Origin of the sequence: Lichenifustis flavocetrariae (assembly GCF_026130545.1) — a bacterium.
GTDB lineage: Bacteria > Pseudomonadota > Alphaproteobacteria > Rhizobiales > Beijerinckiaceae > Lichenihabitans > Lichenihabitans flavocetrariae.
The window spans coordinates 14,740-36,386 of the sequence record NZ_JAMOIM010000006.1; the positions used below are offsets into that span (position 1 = coordinate 14,740).

At 65.1% G+C, this 21,647-nt stretch carries 18 protein-coding genes and 1 pseudogene; 10 read left to right on the forward strand and 9 right to left on the reverse strand.

What is annotated here, in order from left to right; translation table 11 throughout:
• Nucleotides 1-170 precede the first annotated feature (170 nt).
• The 3 genes from M8523_RS10680 to msrP all read left to right on the forward strand — a co-directional run bounded on the left by M8523_RS10680 (nucleotide 171) and on the right by msrP (nucleotide 3,418).
• Nucleotides 171-1,661: a glucosamine inositolphosphorylceramide transferase family protein gene (locus M8523_RS10680; RefSeq protein WP_345894240.1), complete on the forward strand. Its 1,491-nt coding sequence runs from the start codon at nucleotides 171-173 to the stop codon at nucleotides 1,659-1,661.
• Nucleotides 1,662-1,855: 194 nt separating this feature from the next.
• Nucleotides 1,856-2,404, forward strand: a complete 549-nt coding sequence (locus tag M8523_RS10685) for a DUF3833 family protein (protein WP_282584851.1) — start codon at nucleotides 1,856-1,858, stop codon at nucleotides 2,402-2,404.
• A gap of 57 nt (nucleotides 2,405-2,461) precedes the next feature.
• The gene (gene msrP, locus M8523_RS10690) at nucleotides 2,462-3,418 is read left to right on the forward strand and encodes a protein-methionine-sulfoxide reductase catalytic subunit MsrP (protein ID WP_282584852.1); all 957 of its coding nucleotides are present in this window, start codon (nucleotides 2,462-2,464) and stop codon (nucleotides 3,416-3,418) included.
• A gap of 75 nt (nucleotides 3,419-3,493) precedes the next feature.
• Here msrP and M8523_RS10695 read toward each other — a convergent pair whose 3' ends face one another.
• Nucleotides 3,494-4,249, reverse strand: coding sequence for a DeoR/GlpR family DNA-binding transcription regulator (locus M8523_RS10695; RefSeq protein WP_282584853.1), 756 nt, complete (start codon nucleotides 4,247-4,249; stop codon nucleotides 3,494-3,496).
• A gap of 102 nt (nucleotides 4,250-4,351) precedes the next feature.
• Here M8523_RS10695 and M8523_RS10700 point away from each other — a divergent pair, with 102 nt between their 5' ends.
• The 4 genes from M8523_RS10700 (at nucleotide 4,352) to M8523_RS10715 (ending at nucleotide 12,148) form a co-directional block, all read left to right on the forward strand.
• Nucleotides 4,352-4,975 (forward strand): NUDIX hydrolase, encoded by a 624-nt coding sequence (locus M8523_RS10700; RefSeq protein WP_282584854.1) that lies wholly within the window; start codon nucleotides 4,352-4,354, stop codon nucleotides 4,973-4,975.
• Nucleotides 4,976-5,084: 109 nt separating this feature from the next.
• Nucleotides 5,085-8,408: a transglutaminase family protein gene (locus tag M8523_RS10705; RefSeq protein WP_282584855.1), complete on the forward strand. Its 3,324-nt coding sequence runs from the start codon at nucleotides 5,085-5,087 to the stop codon at nucleotides 8,406-8,408.
• A 345-nt stretch (nucleotides 8,409-8,753) separates the two neighbouring features.
• Nucleotides 8,754-11,210, forward strand: coding sequence for a circularly permuted type 2 ATP-grasp protein (locus M8523_RS10710; RefSeq protein ID WP_282584856.1), 2,457 nt, complete (start codon nucleotides 8,754-8,756; stop codon nucleotides 11,208-11,210).
• Entirely contained in the window at nucleotides 11,207-12,148 is a 942-nt protein-coding gene (locus M8523_RS10715; protein WP_282584857.1) for a transglutaminase family protein, read from the forward strand. The genes M8523_RS10710 and M8523_RS10715 overlap by 4 nt, the downstream gene beginning before the upstream one ends.
• Here M8523_RS10715 and M8523_RS10720 read toward each other — a convergent pair.
• The 6 genes and pseudogenes from M8523_RS10720 to M8523_RS10745 form a co-directional block, all read right to left on the reverse strand.
• Complete coding sequence (locus M8523_RS10720) at nucleotides 12,145-12,492, reverse strand: hypothetical protein (protein WP_282584858.1); 348 nt, start codon at nucleotides 12,490-12,492, stop codon at nucleotides 12,145-12,147. The genes M8523_RS10715 and M8523_RS10720 overlap by 4 nt on opposite strands.
• A gap of 201 nt (nucleotides 12,493-12,693) precedes the next feature.
• A pseudogene (locus M8523_RS10725) lies at nucleotides 12,694-13,635 on the reverse strand (ribose-phosphate pyrophosphokinase); the annotation flags it as partial.
• A gap of 163 nt (nucleotides 13,636-13,798) precedes the next feature.
• Complete coding sequence (grxD, locus tag M8523_RS10730; RefSeq protein WP_282584859.1) at nucleotides 13,799-14,140, reverse strand: Grx4 family monothiol glutaredoxin; 342 nt, start codon at nucleotides 14,138-14,140, stop codon at nucleotides 13,799-13,801.
• Nucleotides 14,141-14,220: 80 nt separating this feature from the next.
• Nucleotides 14,221-14,451 (reverse strand): BolA family protein, encoded by a 231-nt coding sequence (locus M8523_RS10735; RefSeq protein WP_282584860.1) that lies wholly within the window; start codon nucleotides 14,449-14,451, stop codon nucleotides 14,221-14,223.
• 22 nt (nucleotides 14,452-14,473) lie between these two features.
• The gene (purL, locus tag M8523_RS10740) at nucleotides 14,474-16,684 is read right to left on the reverse strand and encodes a phosphoribosylformylglycinamidine synthase subunit PurL (RefSeq protein WP_282584861.1); all 2,211 of its coding nucleotides are present in this window, start codon (nucleotides 16,682-16,684) and stop codon (nucleotides 14,474-14,476) included.
• 101 nt (nucleotides 16,685-16,785) lie between these two features.
• Nucleotides 16,786-17,742 carry a DMT family transporter gene (locus tag M8523_RS10745; protein WP_282584862.1) on the reverse strand — a complete coding sequence of 319 codons (957 nt, stop codon included), beginning with the start codon at nucleotides 17,740-17,742 and terminating at the stop codon, nucleotides 16,786-16,788.
• Between the two features lie 142 nt (nucleotides 17,743-17,884).
• On the opposite strand from M8523_RS10745, the gene M8523_RS10750 reads away from it, so the two are divergent.
• From M8523_RS10750 to M8523_RS10760, 3 genes are all read left to right on the forward strand, one after another.
• Nucleotides 17,885-18,793 carry a methyltransferase domain-containing protein gene (locus M8523_RS10750; protein ID WP_282584863.1) on the forward strand — a complete coding sequence of 303 codons (909 nt, stop codon included), beginning with the start codon at nucleotides 17,885-17,887 and terminating at the stop codon, nucleotides 18,791-18,793.
• Between the two features lie 93 nt (nucleotides 18,794-18,886).
• Nucleotides 18,887-20,029 (forward strand): serine hydrolase domain-containing protein, encoded by a 1,143-nt coding sequence (locus M8523_RS10755; RefSeq protein WP_282584864.1) that lies wholly within the window; start codon nucleotides 18,887-18,889, stop codon nucleotides 20,027-20,029.
• A gap of 99 nt (nucleotides 20,030-20,128) precedes the next feature.
• On the forward strand, nucleotides 20,129-20,752 hold the full coding sequence (locus M8523_RS10760; protein WP_282584865.1) for a LysE family translocator: 624 nt from the start codon (nucleotides 20,129-20,131) through the stop codon (nucleotides 20,750-20,752).
• 4 nt (nucleotides 20,753-20,756) lie between these two features.
• On the opposite strand, the gene M8523_RS10765 is transcribed toward M8523_RS10760, so the two are convergent.
• On the reverse strand, nucleotides 20,757-21,035 hold the full coding sequence (locus M8523_RS10765; RefSeq protein ID WP_282584866.1) for a hypothetical protein: 279 nt from the start codon (nucleotides 21,033-21,035) through the stop codon (nucleotides 20,757-20,759).
• A gap of 11 nt (nucleotides 21,036-21,046) precedes the next feature.
• Complete coding sequence (grpE, locus tag M8523_RS10770; protein ID WP_282584867.1) at nucleotides 21,047-21,631, reverse strand: nucleotide exchange factor GrpE; 585 nt, start codon at nucleotides 21,629-21,631, stop codon at nucleotides 21,047-21,049.
• Between the last annotated feature and the right edge of the window lie 16 nt (nucleotides 21,632-21,647).

A 21,647-nucleotide genomic window follows, 5' to 3' on the forward strand; every position in this document is an offset into this window, starting at 1 on the left:
TATGTGAACGCCGGCCCAATCGACGAGTTCTCGATCGCGCTGTCTGATGGCGGAGACCCCACGATTGGCCCGTGCGGGTCATGGGCAGAAAATTAGAGGCTCGTCGGCAATCATCGCAGCCCTCGGGGCGACTGGTCCCCTTGTCGGCTGGGTGATCGATGCTGCTGTCGGTGCGACTGGATGTTGAAACCGTCCGACTTTGGCACATCCAGCTTCTGGAGCGCCTGTCGCACCGGCCCGGACTCCAGATCCTGGTCGAGCCGGCTTTGGGCCGGCCCGTGCCGCCCGGCATCGGCCGGCTGCTGCGGCTGGAACAGGCTCTGCACGGCTTGTCAGGCACCGGGCTGTTGTCGCCGGTTCCGCGCGCGCGCCTCGATGCGTTCGAACAGCAGGGCGCCGCCACGTCCGACCTCATTCTCGATCTTTGCGGCGGCAGCGACGATACCCGAGGCCGGGTGTGGCGCTTGCTCTACGACGGCGCGCCCGGCGAGGCCGGCCTTCTCAACGCCATCCTGCGCACCGGCTCACCGGTGGCGGAGATCCGCGAAGGGGAGGCAGTGGTCGCAGCGGGGCGGCTTGGAACCGAACGGCAGGGCGTTCTGCTCGCAACCTGCGAGGATGCGCTGGCCCGGACCATCACGCTCATCGAAGGTGCGATCGCGGGCGCCACACTCCGGCTGCCCGAGTGGGATCGCGCGGGTTCGGGAGAAACGCCACGCCTCTCGAATCCCGATCTTGCCTGGATCGCCGCCAGATCCCTGAGCTGGCGCGCGATCCGGCGTCTCCATCGCGTCCTCTATCAGGCGCCGCACTGGCGCGTCGGCTGGCGTCGTGTCGTGGGGCCAGACCTCCTCGACCTGCGGCGGCATCCGGAGGAGGGGTGGCGCGACTTGCCGGACGACCGGCTGCGCTTTTACGCGGATCCGTTTCCCATCGTTCGGAACGGCCAACTCACGCTGTTCGTCGAGGAATATCCGCACGCCACAGGCAAAGGCATCATCTCGGCCGTCGCGTTCGGTCCCGACGGGCCGCTTGGGGTCCCCGAACCGGTGCTCGAACTCCCCTACCATCTCTCCTATCCGTTCGTGTTCGAACAGGACGGCGAGGTCTGGATGGTCCCCGAGAGCTGCGCGGCCGGGACGATCGACCTCTTCCGGGCGACGCGATTTCCGGGCGGCTGGGTCAAGGACCGGACGCTTGTCTGGGGCGTGACGGCCAGCGATGCCACGCTCCACGAGGTGGCCGGGCGCTGGTGGCTGTTCGCGACCGTGAAGGACGGCGGCTCCTATTCGGACGCGCTCCACCTCTGGTCGGCCCCGGACTTCGGGGGACCGTTCACGCCCCATGCGGGCAACCCCGTGTTGATCGACAGCGCCAGCGCCCGGCCGGCCGGGCGCATGGTCGAGCGCGCCGGGGTGCTCTACCGTCCGGTGCAGGATTGCCGCGCGAGCTATGGCGCGGCACTGGGGCTGGCGCGCGTGACCCGCCTCGACGACCAAGGGTTCGACCAGAGCGTGGAGACGGTGCTGACAGCCGGCCCGAAATGGCCGGGGCGCCGCCTGCACACGCTGAACAGCGCCGGCGGGTTCGAGTTCATCGATGGCTCCGGACGGGCGCGGCGCCCGTTATGGCCGCGTCGAAGCCTGGTCACGTCAGGTTGAAGAGCCCGTGCGACCGCGAGGGATCGCAGCCCCACGACCACTTCGCGCAACCCCGCAGCGCGGTCGCAACGGTGTCGCGGAGGTCGATGCCAAATGGCCGCGGCTCCCACGACCGGTTCCGCGAGGCGCGACCTTGCCGAGTGCGGCCGCGCTCGATAGACCGCCTCGCACCCGTAACGATCATCAGGACTGTGATGACGCGATTGCTTGCCATTCCGATGCTGGCCGGCCTGACCACCATCGCAACCGCAACGGCCGGGGAAGCTGGACCGCTGTCGCTGCAAAGCTTCTTTCAGGGTCCGCTCACAGCCAGGGGAACGGTCGAAAACTTGCGTGACGGCACCAAGCGCGATTTCGTCATCGAGATGGTGGCGTCATGGACAGGTCCAAACGGCACTTTGGTCGAGGATGTCGCCTATTCCGACGGCGAGCGCGAGCGCAAGGTGTGGCACTTCGAGAAGGTCGGCGACGGCCGTTTCGTCGGTCGCCGTGAGGATGTCGCCGAGGATGCCGAGGTGACCGAGGACCGCGAAGGCGTCCACATGGTCTACAAGGCGAAGACGCGGGTGCCGCCGGGCCTGAGCCTGAACTTGTCGTTCGACGATCGGCTGACGCCTGTGTCGCCGGGCCACGTGGTGGTGCGGAGCAACGTGACCTATCTGTTTGTCGATGCCGCCAAGATCGACATGGAAATCGTCAAGAAAGTCGCTCCACCGGCGAAACCGTCAGGCAAAGCGCCGTAGTTTCTTCATGGAACTGCGCCACTTTGGGCGCTGCCATCTCATCTCACGGGAGGAATCATGTTGATTCGACAGCGTCGGGGCTGGGACCTGCCAGAGCTTTCGGCCACGCCCGAATCCGTTTTCCTCAATCGCCGATCTGTTTTGGCCGCCGGAGCGGCCTTCGCGGGCGGAGCCCTGGGAGCGGGTGTGCGGTTTCCCTCGGCTCGGGCCGAGGGTGCCTCTCTCTATCCTGCCAAACGCAACGAAGCCTACACGCTCGATCGTCCCCTGACGCCGGAAGCCGACAACACCAACTACAACAATTTCTACGAATACGGCACGTCGAAACACGTCGCGAGCGCCGCCGAGGCCTTGAAGCCAGATCCTTGGACCGTGACGATCGACGGTCTCGTCGAGAAGCCACGTCAGGTCGCTTTCGAGGATCTTCTCAAGGCGTTGCCCCTGGAGGAACGTCTATATCGGCATCGTTGCGTCGAAGCGTGGTCGATGACGGTGCCCTGGACGGGATTTCCGCTGAAGGCCTTCGTGGATTACGCGAAACCCCTCGGCTCCGCCAAATACATGCAGTTGCAGACCTTCATGGATCCCAAGATGGCGCCCGGACAGAAGAGCTTCTTCTATCCCTGGCCCTACATCGAGGGCGTCACCATGGCGGAAGCCACGAACGAGCTCGCCTTCATGGTGACGGGCGCCTATGGCAAGCCGCTGCCAAACGTGATGGGCGCACCGTTGCGGTTGGCGCTGCCGTGGAAATATGGCTTCAAATCGGTGAAATCGATCACCAAGATCTCCTTTGTGGAGGAGCGGCCGAAGACGTTCTGGGCGGCGCTCGGTCCCGATGAATATGGCTTCTGGGCCAATGTGAACCCCGCCGTGCCGCATCCGCGCTGGAGCCAGGCTTCGGAAGCGATCCTGGGCACGGATGATCGAAAGCCGACGCTGCTTTACAACGGCTATGCGGCCCAGGTGGCCTCGCTCTATGACGGCATGAAGGGTGAAAACCTGTTCATGTAGGCTGCCCTTCTTGTCTTCAGGGCGAAGGCAACAAAGGCGGTTGCGATCAGCGGCGCGCGCTCTCGCCGGACGACCTCACGCAGTCACAATTGTCAGCCCGAGGCGGCGGTAGGGTTCGACCACCGCGTCGGGCACATCGCTTTCGACCACGAGCGTATCGGCTGCCTGTATCGGCGCGACCAGAAACGGCGAGGCGGCGCCGAGCTTTTCCTGAGAGGCGAGCACGATCGTCTCGGCGGCCTGGCTGATGAGAAGCCGCTTCAGCGCGGCCTCTTCGGCGTCACCGGTGGTGAGGCCGGCCTCCGGGTGGACGCCCGTAACTCCCAAAAAGAACATGTCGGCCCGAATGCCCGTGATCGCCGTGGTGGCGGAAGCCCCCATGGCGACCACTGAATGTTTGAAGAGGCGGCCGCCGATGATCTCCACCGCCACGCACGGGTGCTTGGCCAGCTCCACGGCCACGCTCGGGCTATGGGTGACCACCGTCGCGCGGAGATCGGCCGGCAGATGGCGGGCGACCTGAACGGCGGTCGTTCCGCCGTCGAGAAATACCACTTGTCCGGAACGCACCATCAGGGCCGCCCGTCGGCCGATCGCCGCCTTGCTGTCCGGCGCGACCTGCGTCCGCTGGGTGAAATCCCCCATGGCCGGCGAGGCCGGAAGAGCGCCCCCGTGCACACGTTGCAGCAGCCCTTCGGCCGCGAGTTCGCGGAGATCCCGACGGATCGTGTCTTCCGATAAGCCGAGCTTCCGGCTGACGGTTTTCGCCACGACGCGCTTCTCGCGCTGCAGGACGTCGAGGAGATAGGCCTTCCGTTCCTGCGTCAGCATCGGTCACTCTCATCATGAAGCTGCTTGACATTGCACGAAACTGCACGAAAAACCTAGTTACATGCACGAGGGTGCACTTAAAATCTTGAATGGAGATCTAGGATGACCATTGCCGATCGCATCGAGGTCGAAAGCGTCACGGTATTGGCGGACGACTGGTCGGTGCTCAAGAAGACGGTCCTGCGCTACCGGCGGCGTGATGGGACATGGCAACGGCTCAGCCGGGAGACCTACGACCGGGGCGATGGCGCCGTCATCCTGCTCTACGACCCGGCACGCCGGACCGTGGTGCTGACCCGGCAGTTTCGTTATCCGGCTCTCGTCAACGGCTGGGACGATCTCCTCATCGAGGCCCCGGCCGGATTGCTCGACCGCATCTCCCCTGAAGCGCGGATCGGCCTTGAAGCCGAGGAAGAGACGGGGTTCCGGGTCCGCGACGTCCGCCGGATATTCGAAGCCTTCATGAGCCCGGGTTCAGTGACCGAGAAGCTGTTCTTCTTCGTGGCGCGCTATGAACCGGTGGATCGCGTCGGCCTCGGAGGCGGCAACGCGGAGGAAGGTGAAGACATCGACGTTCTGGAGCTCAGGATTGAAGATGCCTTGGGCATGATCGAAACCGGAGCCATCCGGGATGGCAAGACCATTCTGCTGCTGCAATATGCTGCTCTGCATCTTTTTCCCGGCGAACCGGCCACCCGATGTCCTAGCCAGTCGCTCATCGGCTGAAATTTGGGCATGCAGGATCATTGACGGGTCTTCCCCTGCCGCTTAGGAGCCGATAACCCATTCACGACGCCGTGACCGCTCCTTCTCGGGCGGCCGCCAGGGACACGCGATGCCGATCCGCGCCGCCATCAATCATGTTACCGATTATCGTTACGACAGGCCCATCAATCTCGGGGCCCAGGTGGTTCGACTAAGGCCGGCGCCACACAGCCGGACAGCGATCCCGAGCTATTCGCTGAAGATCGAGCCGGCGGAACATTTCATCAACTGGCAGCAGGACCCGTGCGGCAATTGGCTGGCCCGGCTCGTGTTTCCCGAGAAGGTCACGCGCTTTCGCATCGAAGTCGATTTGACGGCTGACCTCTCCGTCGTCAACCCGTTCGACTTCTTCATCGATCCGACCGCCGAGACCGTGCCGTTCAGTTACGATGCCGAGTCTCGTGACGAGCTCGGCGCCTATCTGACGCCGGAGCCGGCCGGGCCGAAGCTGCAGGAGTTTCTCGCCTCCATCGGACAGGAACCGGTCCGTACGGTCGATTTCCTCGTGGCGCTGAACATCAAGGTTCAGCAACTCGTCAAATATCTCATCCGCATGGAACCGGGCGTGCAGACGCCCGAGGAGACGCTGACGAACCTGTCGGGGTCCTGCCGCGACTCGGCGTGGCTGCTCGTGCAGATCATGCGCCATCTCGGCCTCGCGGCCCGGTTCGTGTCCGGCTATCTCATCCAGCTCAAGGCCGACATCGATCCGATCGAGGGCCCGCTCGGCACGCGCCACGATTTCACCGACCTGCATGCCTGGGCGGAAGTCTATATTCCGGGCGCCGGTTGGATCGGACTTGACGCAACCTCGGGCCTTCTGTGCGGCGAAGGTCACATCCCGCTGGCGGCAACGCCGCATTACAGCTCCGCGGCCCCGATTTCCGGCCTCCTCGACCCCTGCGAGATCGAATTTCATCATTCGATGACGGTCACGCGGGTTGCCGAAGCGCCGCGCATATCCATGCCTTTCTCGGACGAAGCCTGGCAGGCGCTCGATGCGCTCGGCCATCGTATCGACGAGGATCTCATGGCGGGCAACGTCCGGCTGACGATGGGCGGCGAGCCTACCTTCGTGTCGGTCGACGACTTCGAGGGAGCCGAGTGGAACACCGAAGCCATGGGCCCCACCAAGCGCGCCCTTGGTGACGAACTGATCCGCCGCCTGCGCACGGTCTTCGCGCCGGGCGGCTTCCTGCACTATGGCCAGGGCAAGTGGTATCCGGGCGAGATCCTGCCACGCTGGGCCTTCGCGCTCTACTGGCGCAAGGACGGCCAGCCGATCTGGCGCAACCCGGACCTGATCGCGAGCGAGAAGGCATCCCGCAGCGCGACCGTGCGGGATGCCGAAACCTTCCTGGCGGATCTCGCAGGCCGCCTGGGCGTCGACCCGACCTATACGGCGCCGGCCTTCGAGGATCCTGCCCATTGGATCATGAAGGAGAACCAGCTTCCCGGGAATGTCGATGCCGCGGACGCCAAGGTGGGCACGGTGGAACAGCGTGCCCGCATTGCGCGTGTGTTCGAGCGGGGGCTCGGCACGCCGACCGCCTTCGTGCTGCCGGTGCAGCGCTGGTTCGCGGCCGAGCGCCGTTGGGCGAGCGAGAAATGGGAGACGCGGCGTGGCCGCATCTTCCTGATCGCCGGCGACAGCCCGGCCGGCTTCCGCCTGCCTCTCGACCAGCTCGACTACCTGCCGCCCTCCCGCTTCCCCTATTCGGCGCCGCAGGACCCGCTGGAACCGCGCCGGCCGCTGCCGAGCGCCGACCAGTTCTCCGCCCTGGTGGCCCGCAAGGACGAGCCGGAAACCGCACTGCACGCGGAGGCCGCCAAACACGAGGCCGGCGTGCCGCCGCAGGCCCGGTCCTACGACCCCGAAGTGCGCACAGCGCTGGCGGTCGAGCCGCGCGACGGGCTCCTGTGCATCTTCATGCCGCCGGTCGACACGCTTGAGGATTATCTTGAGCTGATCGCCGCGATCGAGGCAACAGCCGAAAACACGGGTCTGGCGATCCACATCGAGGGCTACCCGCCGCCCTTCGACCCGCGCCTGAACGTCATCAAGGTGACGCCCGATCCCGGCGTGATCGAAGTCAACATTCATCCCTCCGCCTCCTGGAAGGAGGCTGTGCATACGACGCGCGAGCTCTATGCCGAGGCCCGCCTCACGCGCCTTGCAGCCGACAAGTTCATGCAGGACGGCCGCCATACCGGCACGGGTGGCGGCAACCATGTGGTGCTCGGTGGCGAGACGCCGGCCGATTCGCCCTTCCTGCGCCGGCCAGACCTCCTCAAGAGCATGCTGATCTATTGGCAGCGACATCCGGCGCTGTCCTACTTCTTCTCCGGCCTCTACATCGGCCCGACGAGCCAGGCGCCCCGCATGGATGAGGCCCGGCACGATGGCCTCTACGAGATGGAGATCGCGCTCGGCCAGGTGCCGGGCCCCTCCGCCCGCAACATCGCCCCCTGGATGGTCGACCGTCTGCTGCGCAACCTTCTGGTCGACGTCACGGGTAACACGCACCGCGCCGAACTCTGCATCGACAAGCTCTATTCGCCGGATTCGGCGACCGGCCGCCTGGGTCTCCTGGAATTCCGCGGCTTCGAGATGCCTCCGGATGCGCGCATGAGCCTGGCCCAGCAGCTGCTGTTGCGCGGGATCGTGGCGTGGCTCTGGCGCGAACCCATCGACGGGCCGCTCGTGCGCTGGGGCACAACGCTGCACGACAAATTCATGCTGCCGCATTGCATCTGGGCGGACTTCAAGGAGGTGCTCGGAGATCTGCGCCAGGCCGGCTATGCGTTCGATTCGAGCTGGTACGAAGCGCAGTGGGAGTTCCGCTTCCCGTTCTACGGCGCGATCCGCCAGGATGACGTGTCGCTCGAATTGCGCGGCGCGCTGGAACCCTGGCATGTGCTGGGCGAGGAAGGCACGATCGGCGGGACGGCCCGCTATGTGGATTCCTCGGTCGAGCGCGTCGAGGTGAAGCTCAGCGGGGCGACGCCCGGCCGGCATATCGTGGCCTGCAACGGCCGCCGCGTGCCGCTGACCCCGACGCGCGAGCGAGGCGGCTTCGTGGGCGGCGTGCGCTTCAAGGCATGGCAGCCGGTCCGCTCCATGCAGCCGCTGGTGCGCGTCAACGCGCCTCTTACCTTCGACATTATCGACACCTGGAACGGCCGCTCGATGGGCGGCTGCACCTACGGGGTCGCGCACCCCGGCGGCCGCAGCTATGCCACGTTCCCGGTCAACGCGCTCGAGGCGGAGACCCGGCGCCTCGCTCGGTTCCAGAATTTCGGCCACACGGGCGGCTCCGTCTTCGTCCCTCCCGAGGAACAGCCCGGCGAGTTCCCGATGACCCTCGATCTCCGACGCCCGCCCGGCCTTTAGCGGATGTGCCGCTGTGCTCAGGGCTGGGCGGGGACACAGCCGCCCCTTGGGCAGGGCGGCTGTGTCATCAAGATCTCTCGCGCCGATCCCAGGATTTTCCTCTCTCCCTTGGAGAGAGGGGCTCGGGGTGAAGCTTGGAAAGCTTCGGATCGGACGTGTCGGAGACACATTCGTGACCCTCATCTCCGGCTCGTTTCCACAAGGGAGAGGGGAGAAGAGGTTCCTCATGCGCCGATGTGTGGATCCGAAAGGGTAACAAGGCGATCGGCCTCACGCCGTTGCGGCGGGATCTAGCCCGTGACTGCGTCGGGCGACTCCAAAACTCGAAATGACCGTCTTGAGCGTATGATCGAGGCCTACGAGCCTCTGCCCGGCGTCCTCGACGAATGCGTGGATCGGGATGGACGGATTCGTCCCCACTGGCGCCGGTTCTTCGAACTTTTCACAGCCCTGCCATCGGCGGAGCTGATGCGGCGCGTGGCCAGCGCGGACCGGCACATGCGCGACACCGGTGTGACTTATCGCACCTATGGCGATGCCGACGACCGGCCCTGGCCGATCAGTCCCGTGCCCCTGCTGATCGATGCGGCGGAATGGAGCACGATCGCGGCCGGCGTCGCCCAGCGGGCCCGCTTGGCCGAAGCGGTTCTGGCCGACGTTTTCGGGCCGAGCCGTCTCGTCCGCGAGGGGCTGCTGCCGGCGGCAGCCGTGGCCGGCAGCCCGGATTTCCTGCATCCCGCGGTTGGGGTGATGCCGACCGGCCATCGCTTTCTCTCGCTCTACGCGGTCGATCTCGGCCGAGGGCCCGACGGACGCTGGTGGGTGTTGGGCGATCGCACCCAGGCACCGTCGGGTGCCGGTTATGCGCTTGAGAACCGGCTCGCTTTGTCGCGCGCCTTCGCCGACCTTTACGGCAGCATGAACATCGAGCGGCTGGCGCCGTTCTTCCAGGCTTTCCGCGACGGCCTCTCGCAACTCGCCGAACGAGTCGAACCGCGCATCTGTCTCTGGACGCCCGGACCCCTCAGCGAAACCTATTTCGAGCATGCCTATCTGGCGCGCTATCTCGGCTTTCTACTCGTGGAGGGCGGCGACCTCGTCGTGCGGGACGAGCAGGTGCATATCCGCACCGTGGCGGGTCTCAAACGGGCCGACGTGTTGCTGCGCAGGGTCGACGCCGATTATGCCGATCCGCTCGAGCTCAATGGCCGTTCCCGTCTCGGCGTCGCGGGTCTGATGGAGGCTGTGCGGGGCGGGCGTGTCGCCATCGCCAATGCGCTGGGCGCCGGGCTCGTCGAAGGTCGGGCCCTGATGAGTTTCCTGCCTCAACTGGCGCAGCCCACGATCGCGGAAGATCTGCTGCTGCCGAGCCTCGCCACGTTCTGGGGGGGCACCAAGGCCGGCCATGAGGCCGCCGTCGAACGGCTCGACACAATGGTGTCCGGGGCTTTCCGGGAGCGTATTCCCGGCCTGGGACTTGATCGGCCGACCCTGGGTGGCGAATTGTCATCGGAACAGCGTGTCCACTTGCGGCGCCTGATGCAGGATCGCGCCATCGACTATGCCGCCCAGGATGTGGCGCGGCTCTCCACCACCCCGGTTTGGGACGGCACGCGCTTCGTACCCCGGCCCTTCGTGCTGCGGGTCTTTGCTGCCGCGACGGCCGACGGATGGCGGGTCATGCCGGGCGGGTTCTGCCGGGTCGCGAGCCGGGCCGACGCCACCGCGATTTCCATGAGCACCGGCGTCCAGTCGGCCGATGTCTGGGTTCTGGCCGACCAACCGGTCGAGAGCGTGACCCTGTTGCCGAGCAGCGGTACGGTCAGGATCCGGCGCCTCCTCGGCAATTTGCCGAGTCGCGCCGCCGATAACCTATTCTGGCTTGGCCGCTATCTTGAGCGGACCGAGGGGACGTTGCGCATCGTGCGGTGCCTGAGCGGCCGGATGATCGAAGCATGCGGGCGCGGACAGGCTGGAGGGTTGACCCTGGCGCTCGGTAAGCTGGTGGATCTCCTGGTCCGGTGGGGTGCCTTGTCACCAGGACCGCCCGGCGGTGCCGCGCGCCTCCAGAGCGCGGTCTACGATCCCGATCGCTTCGGCTCCGCCCTGGCGCTGGCGCGCGAGGTACGACGCACCGCCTCGACGATCCGCGAGCGCCTGTCTGTCGACACCACCCGGCTGATCCACGACCTTGTGACGCATTTGTCCGTGCCGATGGCCGAGCAGGCGAGAGAGGCTGATCTCTTCGAGGGCGCCGACCGCGCGCTCCAGTTGATCGCCGCCATCTCGGGCCTCGGCCAGGAGAACGTCAATCGCGTGGCGGGTTGGCGCTTCCTTGAAATGGGACGACGCATCGAGCGCGCTGTGGCCACCTGCCGCTTCGCTCGCAGCTTCGCCGGGGAACCGGGCCCGGCCGAGAGCCTGGACGTGTTGCTCGATCTCATCGATTCCCAGATCACCTACCGATCGCGCTACCTGATCGGCGTGGCGCTCGCGCCCATTCGCGACATGGCACTGCTCGATCCTTACAATCCGAGGTCGGTGACGTTCCAGATCGACCGCCTGGCGGAGCATCTGGCGGCGCTCCCGGTTCTGCGTGGCGACGGTTTGATCGAGCGCCCCCACAGTCTGGTCCGACAGGTCGCGACCTTTGTGGCGACCACCGATGCCCACAGTGTCGACGGTGCCGTGATCGATCGGATCGAAGGCGACGTCATGGCGCTCAGCGGCGCTATTGCGGACCGCTATTTCCTCCAAGGCGCTTCGGCGGCACGCGCCGACAAATGGACGGGGCTCGGGTGAGATACGCCGTACGCCACGTTACGACCTACCGCTACGGGTCGTCTGTGACCTTCGCGCATTGCACGCTCACGCTGACACCGCGGAGCGGGCAGGGGCAGGTTGTCGAGGACACAGCATTGACGATCACGCCAAGACCGGTGGCCATGGTACGGCACTGGTCGTTTTTCGGTCATGAGGTGGCGACCGTACAGATCGATACCCCGCACCGTGAATTGCGTATTGAAGCCGCCTCCCGGATCAAGGTCGATCGATGCCCGGTGGAATCCGAGGTCATCGGGTCGATCAAGGAGAACTGGACGGAGACCGCGCAGGCAGCCCGGGCTATGCAGAGCCTTGAAGCGGAAGCCCCGAGCCACTTCCTGTTTGCCAGCGCGCTCGTGCCTCTGGCGGATCCTGTCACGACTTATGTCAGGGAGAGCCTCGCTCCCGGCCGATCAGCCTTTGAGGCCGCCGCCGAGATCATGCGGCGCATCTACACGGATTTTCGCTACGCCCCAGAGGCCACCCAAGTTTCCACGCCGCTCCTCGAGGCCTTCGAGCGGCGCCATGGCGTTTGTCAGGATTACGCGCACATCATGATCGCAGGTCTGCGTGGCGTCGGCCTCGCGGCCCGCTATGTGAGCGGATATATCCGCACGATCCCACCCGAAGGCCAACAGCGGCTCGAAGGCGCGGACGCGACCCATGCCTGGATCGACGTCTGGTGCGGTTCGGAACTTGGATGGGTGGGTTTCGATCCCACCAACGCCATTCTGGCGGGCAACGACCATATCGTGCTGGCCACAGGCCGCGACTATGCCGATGTGGCCCCCGTGGGTGGCGTCCTGCTCGGGACGAGCAACCAGGACATCGTCGTCAATGTCGACGTCGTTCCGCTACCCGATGAAACCGACCCCGAAGCCGAGCCCGCAGAACCTGCCGTGAACGAGGAAGTTTAATAGGGCGCGTAGCCGTATCCATAGCCGCCGCCACCGTAAGCATAGGGTGGCGGAGCGTAGCCATAGCCGCCGTAGGCATAGCCAGGCTCGTAATCGTCACGATCATAGGCGTTCGCAGCGGCTGCACCGGCCGCAAGGCCGATCACGCCAAGTGCCGCACCGGCAATTGCCGGGCCTACGTTCGACCGGCCATAATTCCTGTAGTGATGACCGTAATAGTAGCCGCTATGGCCTTTGCGATAGAGATGTCGCACGGTTGCGGCGGAAGCATCCGTCCCGGTGAGGCCGATCATCATTCCGGCAACCGCAAGGCCGATGACGGCCTTGCTCTGAATCCCACGCATCCGAAGTCTCCAAAGTCGGTAGACGCGCTCGAGCGTCTTTCTGCGAATCATACGCAGAGTGCTAAGGTTTGTTCCGTCAAGCCCTTTCAGGCCCGATCGTCAGGTGCCCGTACGACCCTGCGACTGGGGCGGCAAGGCAATCGGCTGAGGTTTTTGATTCTGCTGCGGAGTCTTGTTCATAATGCTCGTCACGGCTGCGTTTTCAAACAGGCTCGATACGCTCGCTTCCTGTGCGATACGGCCGATGGCTTCGCCGATGAGCGGCGCAATCGACATAACGCGCATATTCTTGGCAACCCGGACGGCCTCGGTCGAGCGGATCGAATCCGTCATCACCAATTCCTTGAGGTTCGATCCGGCGATCCGCGCCACGGCACCGCCCGACAGCACGCCATGCGTGCAATAGGCGTGCACGGCTTCCGCGCCCTGTGCGAGCAGCGCGTCGGCGGCGTTGCACAGCGTGCCGCCAGAGTCGACGATATCGTCAACCAGGATGCAGGTCTTGCCGTCCACATCGCCGATGATGTTCATGACCTCTGATTCGCCGGCGCGCTCACGCCGCTTGTCCACGATGGCGAGCGGGGCGCCGATGCGCTTGGCCAGAGCACGAGCCCGGATGACGCCGCCCACGTCGGGCGACACCACCATCACATTGGTGAGATCCATACGCTCCGTGATGTCACGCACCATCACGGGGGCGGCGAAGAGATTATCGGTCGGGATGTCGAAGAAGCCCTGGATCTGGTCAGCATGGAGGTCGACAGTGAGCACGCGATGGGCGCCAGCATGCGTGATGAGGTTCGCCACGAGCTTGGCCGAGATGGGGGTGCGTGGGCCGGCCTTCCGGTCCTGCCGGGCGTAGCCGAAATACGGCAGTACCGCCGTGATGCGCCGGGCCGAAGCGCGACGCAGCGCATCCGTCATGATCAGCAATTCCATTAAGTGATCATTGGTCGGATAGGACGTCGACTGGATGATGAACGTGTCTTCGCCCCGCACGTTCTCCAGGATCTCGACGAAGATCTCCATGTCGGCGAACCGTCGCACCGAACACTTGGTCAGTGGGACGCCGAGATAGGTGGCGATGGCCTCAGCCAGGGGCCCATTGGAATTGCCGGCCAGGATCTTGATGGTTCCTGCCATGCATTGGCCTCCTGCACTTATCGGATGTGGGGCGTTGCGTCGTCTGCAAGCACACCAAATTGCCGCAACGTCCCGCTCTCTTAATGCGACAGTCCGTCAAAGAGAAGGCCGACTTCACAGGAAGCCGGCCGAATCTGAAACGCATGCGTTGATGTGGTTACCCTCAGGCCTGGGCAACTTGCTTCGCCGGGATGCCGGCGGTGGTCATGTGGGTGGTCAGTTCGCCCGACTGAAACATTTCGCGGACAATATCGCAGCCCCCGACGAACTCGCCCTTGACGTAGAGTTGCGGCACCGTCGGCCAGTTCGTGTAATCTTTAACGCCCTGCCGCATGTCCGCACTTTCGAGCACATTCACGCTCTTGTACGGCACCCCGAGATATTCGAGGATTTGGACGACCTGGCTGGAAAAGCCGCATTGCGGAAACTGTGGGGTGCCCTTCATGAAGAGCACCACGTCGTTCGTCTTCACCTCGTTGTCGATCTGCTCGTGCACGCTGGCCATGTTCGAATCCTTCTGAGTGCGGAGGTCAAGGCTCCGTCCCGCCTTCAAATATAAGGTATGCCGCTGGGCTTCGCTACGCCTTACTCTGCCGCTGTCTGCAACGCCAGGGCATGGAGTACGCCGCCCATGTTGCCTTTAAGGGCCGCATAAACGATCTGATGCTGCTGGATCCGGGTCTTGCCCTTGAAGGACGGTGAGACGACGTTCGCCGCGTAATGGTTGCCGTCCCCCGCCAAGTCGCGGATCTCGACCTGGGCGTCGGGAAGGGCTTCCTTGATCATGCGTTCGATCTCGGTGGCGTCCATGGCCATGGCGTCGTCTCTCCGGTCCCGCTCAAAGCTCGCCGCGCATATAGGCGGGGAGGAAGCCTTCGTGCACGGCCTTGAGGTCTGCGACAACTATGGGGGGCTCGCCCGGGAGGGTCAATGTGGTGCCGCCCGTCAGGCCGAGCTTCAGGGCCGGAACGCCGGCGGCGTTCGCGGCAGCCAAGAAGGCTTGCGCATCGTCGCTTGCGATCGTCACGAGGTAGCGCGCCTGATCCTCGCCGAACAGGAACGCGTGCGGCGGCAGTCCGGTCGGCGCAGCCTCGAGGCTCGCCCCGACCCCCGACGGGAAGGTCATCTCGGCCAGCGCCACCGCGAGACCCCCGTCCGAAAGGTCGTGGACAGCCCACACGCGGCCTGACGTGATGGCCGCGCGGACGAAATCGCCGTTGCGCTTTTCCGTCGCGAGATCGACGGGTGGTGGCGCCCCCTCGCGCCGGCCGCAGACGTCCTGCAGATAGGCCGATCGGCCGAGCCAGCCTGTCGTTTCGCCGAGCAGGAGCACGACATCGCCGGCCCGATCGAAGCCGGATTTGGGCAGTTTCGAGACGTCAGCCACAAGGCCGACGCCCCCGATGGTCGGGGTCGGCAGGATGCCTTTGCCGGTGGTCTCGTTGTAGAGCGAGACATTGCCCGACACGATGGGGAAATCGAGCGCACGCCCAGCCTCGCCGATGCCCTGGAGGCAGCCGACGAGCTCACCCATGGCCTCGGGCTTTTCAGGATTGCCGAAGTTGAGATTGTCGGTCAAGGCCTGGGGCAGGGCGCCCATGGCGGTCAGGTTGCGCCACGCTTCGGCCACGGCCTGCCTGCCGCCCTCGACCGGATCGGCCGCGCAATAGCGCGGCGTGACATCGCAGGTGAGCGCCAGGCCCTTAGGGCCGTCGCCGATCCGCACCACAGCGGCATCGGCGCCTGGCCCCGAGACCGTGTTGCCGCCGATCAGGTGGTCATATTGCTCCCATACCCAGCGCTTCGAGCAGCCGTCGGGGGAGCCGATCAGCCTCGTTAGGGCTTCCGTGTTGGAGACAGGCGGCACGACATTGGTGGCCGCGATCACGGGATGCTTCGGCGCCGCGACATGCGGGCGGTCGTAGAGCGGGGCCTCGTCGCCGAGTTCCTTGATGGGCAGATCGGCCTTGACCTCGCCGCCATGTTTGATGACGAAGCGCAGCGTGTCGGTGGTCTTCCCGATGACCGCGAAATCGAGCTCCCACTTGCGGAACACGGCTTCGGCGGCCTCGCGCTTGTCGGGGTGCAGCACCATGAGCATGCGCTCCTGGCTTTCCGACAACATCATCTCGTAGGCGCTCATGCCGGTCTCGCGGCACGGGACCGCGTCGAGGTCGAGTTCGATGCCGAGATTGCCTTTGGCGCCCATCTCGACCGCCGAGGACGTCAACCCGGCCGCGCCCATGTCCTGGATGGCGATGACGGCGCCGGTCTGCATCAGCTCCAGGCAGGCTTCGAGCAGCAGTTTCTCCGCGAAAGGGTCGCCGACCTGCACGGTGGGGCGCTTGCTCAGCGCGTCCTTGTCGAAGGCCGCCGACGCCATGGCGGCGCCACCGATGCCGTCGCGGCCGGTCTTCGAGCCGAGATAGACGATCGGATTGCCGATGCCGGTCGCGATCGAGGTGAAGATGGCATCGGTCTTGGCAATGCCGACCGCCATGGCGTTGACCAGGATGTTTCCGTCGTAGCTCGGGTCGAAGCCGACTTGGCCACCGACCGTCGGAACACCGAAGGAATTGCCATAGCCGCCGATGCCGGCCACGACGCCCGAGACGAGATGGCGGGTCTTGGGGTGATCGGGCGACCCGAAGCGCAGTGCGTTGAGGCAGGCCACCGGCCGCGCCCCCATGGTGAAGACGTCGCGCAGGATGCCGCCGACCCCTGTTGCCGCGCCCTGGTAGGGCTCGATGAAGGAGGGGTGGTTGTGGCTCTCCATCTTGAAGATGCAGGCCAGCCCGTTGCCGATATCGATCACGCCCGCGTTCTCGCCTGGCCCGTGGATCACGTGCGGGCCTTTCGTCGGCAATCCGCGCAGATGCAGCCGCGACGACTTGTACGAACAATGTTCGTTCCACATGGCGGAGACGATGCCGAGTTCGGTCCAGGTCGGCGTGCGGCCGACCAGCGCCACGAACCGCTCCCATTCTTGTGGCTTGAGGCCATGCGCCGCGACGATTTCGGGCGTGATGACGGGATCGGGACGGGTCAAGGGCGCGCTCGAAGATGCGGGGAACGATTAACGTGCGGCTTAGCGGCCGGGCTCCGGCAAGGCAAGCCGGTTTGCCGGACCTGCGCGGTGCAGGCCGGCCTTCAGATTTGATGCCGCCGGGCCGGGAGCGCGGCGCGAAAGCCTCTCCGGACAATCCTGGGCAGGCGGCCGTCGATGGCTGCGAGACCGCAACCGATGAACAGCATGCCAAGCGCCGAACGCCCTGTCGCGACTTCGCCCAGGAAGAGGACGCCCAAAAGCGATGCGCTGATCGGCAACAGGAAGGTCACGAGGAGCAGGTTCGTGGCTCCGGCGACTGCCAGGATCCGGAAGTAGAGAATATAGGCAAGCGCGGTGCTCAGAAGCGCGATCCCCATCAAGGCTGCCCAGGTCGCGGGGCTTGGGACCGGCAAGGTCCAAGGGCGATCGACGACGAGCGCAAGCGGAAGCAGGATCGCGGTGCTGGCCGTGATCTGGCCCGTGGCGACCTTGATCGGCGGCACATGCCGGAAACGTCGGCCGTAGACCCCCGCGAAGGCATAGACGAGCGCAGCGAGAAGGCAGGCCAATTCACCGGCCAGATCGCCGCCGCCGAGTCCCGCAAGAACGCCAGGGCCGATCAACACGGTCACGCCCAGGAAACCGAAGACCACACCGGCGATCTTTCCCCGCGTCATCTTTTCGTCGGTTGTGAGGCAATGGGCTACGACTACGCCGAACACGGGCGTCGTGGCATTGAGCACCGCCGCCAACCCGCTCGAAATGCGGGTTTCACCGAAAACGATCAGGGTGAACGGGATGACGTTGTTGAGAAGCCCCATGCCCAGGAAGGCAAGCCAAAGCCTCGGCTCCGCGGGCATTCGCTCACCGCGCGCCAAGATAACGAGGTGCAACGCGAGTGCCGCCAGTCCCACCCGTCCCAGAACCACCGTGAAGGGCGGCAATTCGGTCACCAAAACCTTAAAGAAGAAAAACGAGCCACCCCACAGTCCCGATAAGGCCAGGAGCAGCGCCCATTCGCGCCCGCCCATCGCTGCCCCTGCCGCTCGATTCGCCATGCATGCCTCCATGGTTCAGTCTTAGGCGGGACCGCGCGAGCCAGCGTCCCGTTTCTTGCGCGGTCATCCGCAAACCCCGCAGTCATGAGTGACTCGCGCGCTCGGGCTTTTAACGTAGCGCGTGCGGCCCCATAACAGGCCTGTGTCTCAGACTCTCTCAATTCCCCTCGTTTTCGACCGCGCCCTGGTGCGCCGCCGGCTCGTGCGTGCCCTCCGGCAATCTGCGCCCGATTTTCTGTTCGAACGTGCCCGAGACGACCTCGTCGACCGGCTGCTGCCCGTACAGCGTCGGTTTGCATCGATCCTCGATGCCGGCTCACCTCGTCCCGAGGCTGCCCTGGCGATTAAACAGCTCTATCCGGATGCCCTCGTGGTTCGAGCCGCACCTGTGGTCGAGGCCGTTGCGGCGGGTCCATGGTCGGGCATTGTCGCCGAGCCGGAGGCGATCCCGTTCGCGACCGAGCGTTTCGATCTTGCCGTGTCGGTCATGGCTCTGCACAGCGTGAACGACCTACCGGGAGCGCTTGTCCAGATCCGCCGCAGTCTGAAGCCGGATGGGTTGTTCCTTGCGGCCCTCCTGGGCGGCCAGACCCTCCAGGAGTTGCGCGCCATCCTGGCCGAAGCCGAGGCCGAATTGTTCGGCGGCGCAAGCCCGCGTGTCGCGCCGTTCACGGATCTCCGCGACCTCGGCCACCTGATGCAGCGCACGGGCTTCGCCCTGCCGGTCACCGATCTCGACCGCGTCACGGTGCGCTACGGGTCGCTCTTCGGCCTCTTGGCCGACCTGCGCCTGATGGGATTGACCAATGCCTTGCTGGCGCGAACGCGCCGGCCGACGAGCCGGCGCTTCTTCCTGCGCGCGGCCGAGATTTACGCGCAACGCCATGCCGACCCTGACGGCCGCCTGCGCGCGACCTTCGACATCGTCTGGCTGTCGGGCTGGGCGCCGCACGAGAGCCAGCAGAAGCCGCTGCGGCCGGGCTCGGCCAAGATGCGTCTGGCCGACGCGCTCGGGGTACAGGAAGGCCGATTCGAACCCAAGGAACCCTGACGGCGAGCACTTGCAGCCTGCGGCGCAATCGGAGATATCCTGACGCGAAAATCACTCTCCCGCGCGTGACAATTCGTCGGTGGATGGTAACCGATGTTCAAATCGAGCCGCCGCGACATTGTGCTTCAGATTGGGGCAGTCCTCATGACCGGTGCGATCTCGGCGGTGCCAGAAGCCGCAGCCAAGCCGAACACAGCCGCTGCGGCCGGCTTCAGATCCGATCCCGTGCCGCGGTTCAATGTTCTGCAGGCGTCAGGTCGGCTCGACGGCGTCCACGGGGTCGTTGCCATGCTGGGCGGCGACGTTGTGTTCGAGCGGTATTTTCCTGGGCAGGATTGGGCTTGGGGACGCGATCTGGGACATGTGGCGTTCGGGCCGGATACGCTGCATGACCTCCGTTCGGTGACCAAAAGCATCGTCGGGCTGCTTTACGGTATCGCTCTTGCCGACAAGCGCGTTCCGCCCATCGATGATGCGATCCTTGACCACTTTCCCGAATACGTGGACCTGAGGATGGATCGAAACCGCTCACGCATCACGATCCGCCATGCGCTGACGATGACGCTCGGCATGAAGTGGGACGAAAGCCTCCCCTATACCGATCCCGCCAACAGCGAGATCGCCATGGAGCGGGCGACTGACCGGTATCGCTTTATTCTCGACCGTCCGATCCTTGGTCAACCTGGGCGAGGATGGATCTACAGCGGGGGTGCAGTTGCGCTGATCGGTAAGCTGATCGAAAAGGGCACGGGCCAGAGCCTGCCTGACTTCGCCGAAAAAGCACTGTTTGCCCCGCTTGGAATCAGCGGCATGGAATGGGCGCGAGGCTCCGACGGTGAAGCCTCCGCCGCATCAGGATTGCGGCTGGCACCGCGATCGGTCGCCCGGATCGGGAGGATGATCCTGTCGGGCGGGATGTGGGATAACCGGTCGGTTTTGCCGAAGCCCTGGCTGGACCAAAGTTTCCAACCAGCCGCGCTGGTCGATATCGGCTGGCCCGGAATGCATTACGGGCATTTGTGGTACCTTGGGGAAGCCCTGATCCACGGCACCACGGGAAGCTACGGCGAACCCTTTGTGGCTGCGTTCGGGAATGGGGGACAGCGCTTGTTCGTTTTTCCGAGCCTTGATTTCGTTCTGTCCATAACAACCGGTAATTACGACAGTCCCGAACAATGGCGGGCGCCGGCGGCGATCTTGTCCGATGTCTTTCTGCCGAGCCTGACGAATGAGTGAATGGACCTGTCAGGTTCGCAATGGCGTCTGCCGACCTGATTGGGCAAAGACGCCCCTAAGCTCTGCAGTGACCTACTGACGGGCAAAAGGAGCCGCGCGATGGAATTTCATGTGTGGCTGGGGTTCGTGGCGGCGGCCGCGCTGCTCGGGGTCGTTCCGGGACCCGGCGTCCTGAGCATCATCGGCTATGCCGTCGGTTCAGGGCGTAGGGTCGCGTTGGCCTCGGTGGCCGGGATGGCGGTGGGCAACGCCAGCGCGATGTCCTTGTCGCTCGCCGGCGTCGGTGCCCTGCTGGCCGCGTCCGCCTTGGCGTTCTCGATCATGAAATGGGCGGGAGCGGTCTATCTCGTCGGCCTGGGTGTGATCACGATCGTCCGCAGTCGAAGCGGCGCCTTCGGTGGGGTCGCGGCTTCGGCACCGATCACCGCACGCGCGGCCTTCATGGGGAACGTCGCGGTCGGGACCTTCCACCCGAAGACGATCGTGTTCTTCGTGGCCTTCGTGCCGCAGTTCATCAGCCCGGATGGAGATTATATCAGCCAGGCTGCGCTTCTGGTCGTGACCTTCGTCGGCGTTGTCGGCGTGACGGACACGATTTACGCCGTGGCTGCCTCCCAGGCCTCGCACCTGCTACGCGGCCCTCGGATGTCGACGTGGTCCCGGCGGGCCGGGGGAGGAGCGCTGATCGCGGCCGGAGTGGCGACCGCCGCGGCGCGCAATTGAGAGCCTAGGTGGGTCGCGCCGCCCCGCGAAGCTCCACCGGCGCATAGTGGAGCGAAACGCTGTCGGCCGTCACGATCGACCCGGTGCTTTCAGCCAGCAGCGAGGCGATCTCGGCATCGCCCCAGCCCTTGCCGCGCAATTGATCGATTTCGTCCGACACCATGGCGATAAACTGCGCCATGGTGAAGTTTTCCGGCGGACGGCCGAGGGCGGTGCGGAGTGCCGTATTGGCCTCCGCGACCTGATCCACCGTGAAAACCACTTCGGCGTCGTCGACCACCATGCGGCTCCGGCTCAGTTCAGCGTCTCTGCCGCGACCTTCGGGCCACCGCGCGAGACACCGACCTTGGCAGGCCTCAGCACGCGGTCACCGATCGCATAGCCGGTCTCCATCACCTGGACGACCGTCCCGGACGGGACGCTCTCGTCCGGCATCTCGAACAGCGCTTCGTGCATGTTGGGATCGAATTTCTTGCCCTGCGGGTCCAGCGGCTTGATGCCGAAGCGGGCAAGCCGCGAGAGGAAATCCTTTTCCGTGAGTTCGACGCCTTCCAACAGCGTCTTCAACGGGCCGGCCGCGCCAACCGCCTCAGCCGGCACGCTGCTGACCGCGCGCCGCAAATTATCGACGACATTCAGCATCTCGCGCGCGAAGTTCGAAACGCCGTAGATCTTGGCGTCGGTCACTTCCTTTTCGGTTCGGCGGCGCATGTTCTCCATATCGGCCATCAGCCGCAACGCCCTGTCCTTCAAGGTCGCATTCTCGGCGTTGAGGTTTTCAAGGACCACGAAGGGATCGGGCTGGGACGCGTCCTGCGTGCCGCCTGCGGTGTTGGCGGCATCCGGGGTCACGGCTTGGTCGTCATTCTGGTCCGGCATGAGCTTTCGCGAGTTG

Excerpts from the sequence above, each read along its gene's own strand:
- M8523_RS10720 (WP_282584858.1), bottom strand. The coding sequence starts at position 12,492 with ATGCGTGGGATTCAGAGCAAGGCCGTCATCGGCCTTGCGGTTGCCGGA.
- grpE (WP_282584867.1), bottom strand. The coding sequence starts at position 21,631 with ATGCCGGACCAGAATGACGACCAAGCCGTGACCCCGGATGCCGCCAAC.
- M8523_RS10755 (WP_282584864.1), top strand. The coding sequence starts at position 18,887 with ATGTTCAAATCGAGCCGCCGCGACATTGTGCTTCAGATTGGGGCAGTC.
- M8523_RS10685 (WP_282584851.1), top strand. The coding sequence starts at position 1,856 with ATGACGCGATTGCTTGCCATTCCGATGCTGGCCGGCCTGACCACCATC.
- M8523_RS10745 (WP_282584862.1), bottom strand. The coding sequence starts at position 17,742 with ATGGCGAATCGAGCGGCAGGGGCAGCGATGGGCGGGCGCGAATGGGCG.
- M8523_RS10695 (WP_282584853.1), bottom strand. The coding sequence starts at position 4,249 with ATGCTGACGCAGGAACGGAAGGCCTATCTCCTCGACGTCCTGCAGCGC.
- grxD (WP_282584859.1), bottom strand. The coding sequence starts at position 14,140 with ATGGCCAGCGTGCACGAGCAGATCGACAACGAGGTGAAGACGAACGAC.
- M8523_RS10760 (WP_282584865.1), top strand. The coding sequence starts at position 20,129 with ATGGAATTTCATGTGTGGCTGGGGTTCGTGGCGGCGGCCGCGCTGCTC.
- msrP (WP_282584852.1), top strand. The coding sequence starts at position 2,462 with ATGTTGATTCGACAGCGTCGGGGCTGGGACCTGCCAGAGCTTTCGGCC.
- M8523_RS10705 (WP_282584855.1), top strand. The coding sequence starts at position 5,085 with ATGCCGATCCGCGCCGCCATCAATCATGTTACCGATTATCGTTACGAC.
- M8523_RS10735 (WP_282584860.1), bottom strand. The coding sequence starts at position 14,451 with ATGGCCATGGACGCCACCGAGATCGAACGCATGATCAAGGAAGCCCTT.
- M8523_RS10710 (WP_282584856.1), top strand. The coding sequence starts at position 8,754 with ATGATCGAGGCCTACGAGCCTCTGCCCGGCGTCCTCGACGAATGCGTG.
- M8523_RS10765 (WP_282584866.1), bottom strand. The coding sequence starts at position 21,035 with ATGGTGGTCGACGACGCCGAAGTGGTTTTCACGGTGGATCAGGTCGCG.
- M8523_RS10700 (WP_282584854.1), top strand. The coding sequence starts at position 4,352 with ATGACCATTGCCGATCGCATCGAGGTCGAAAGCGTCACGGTATTGGCG.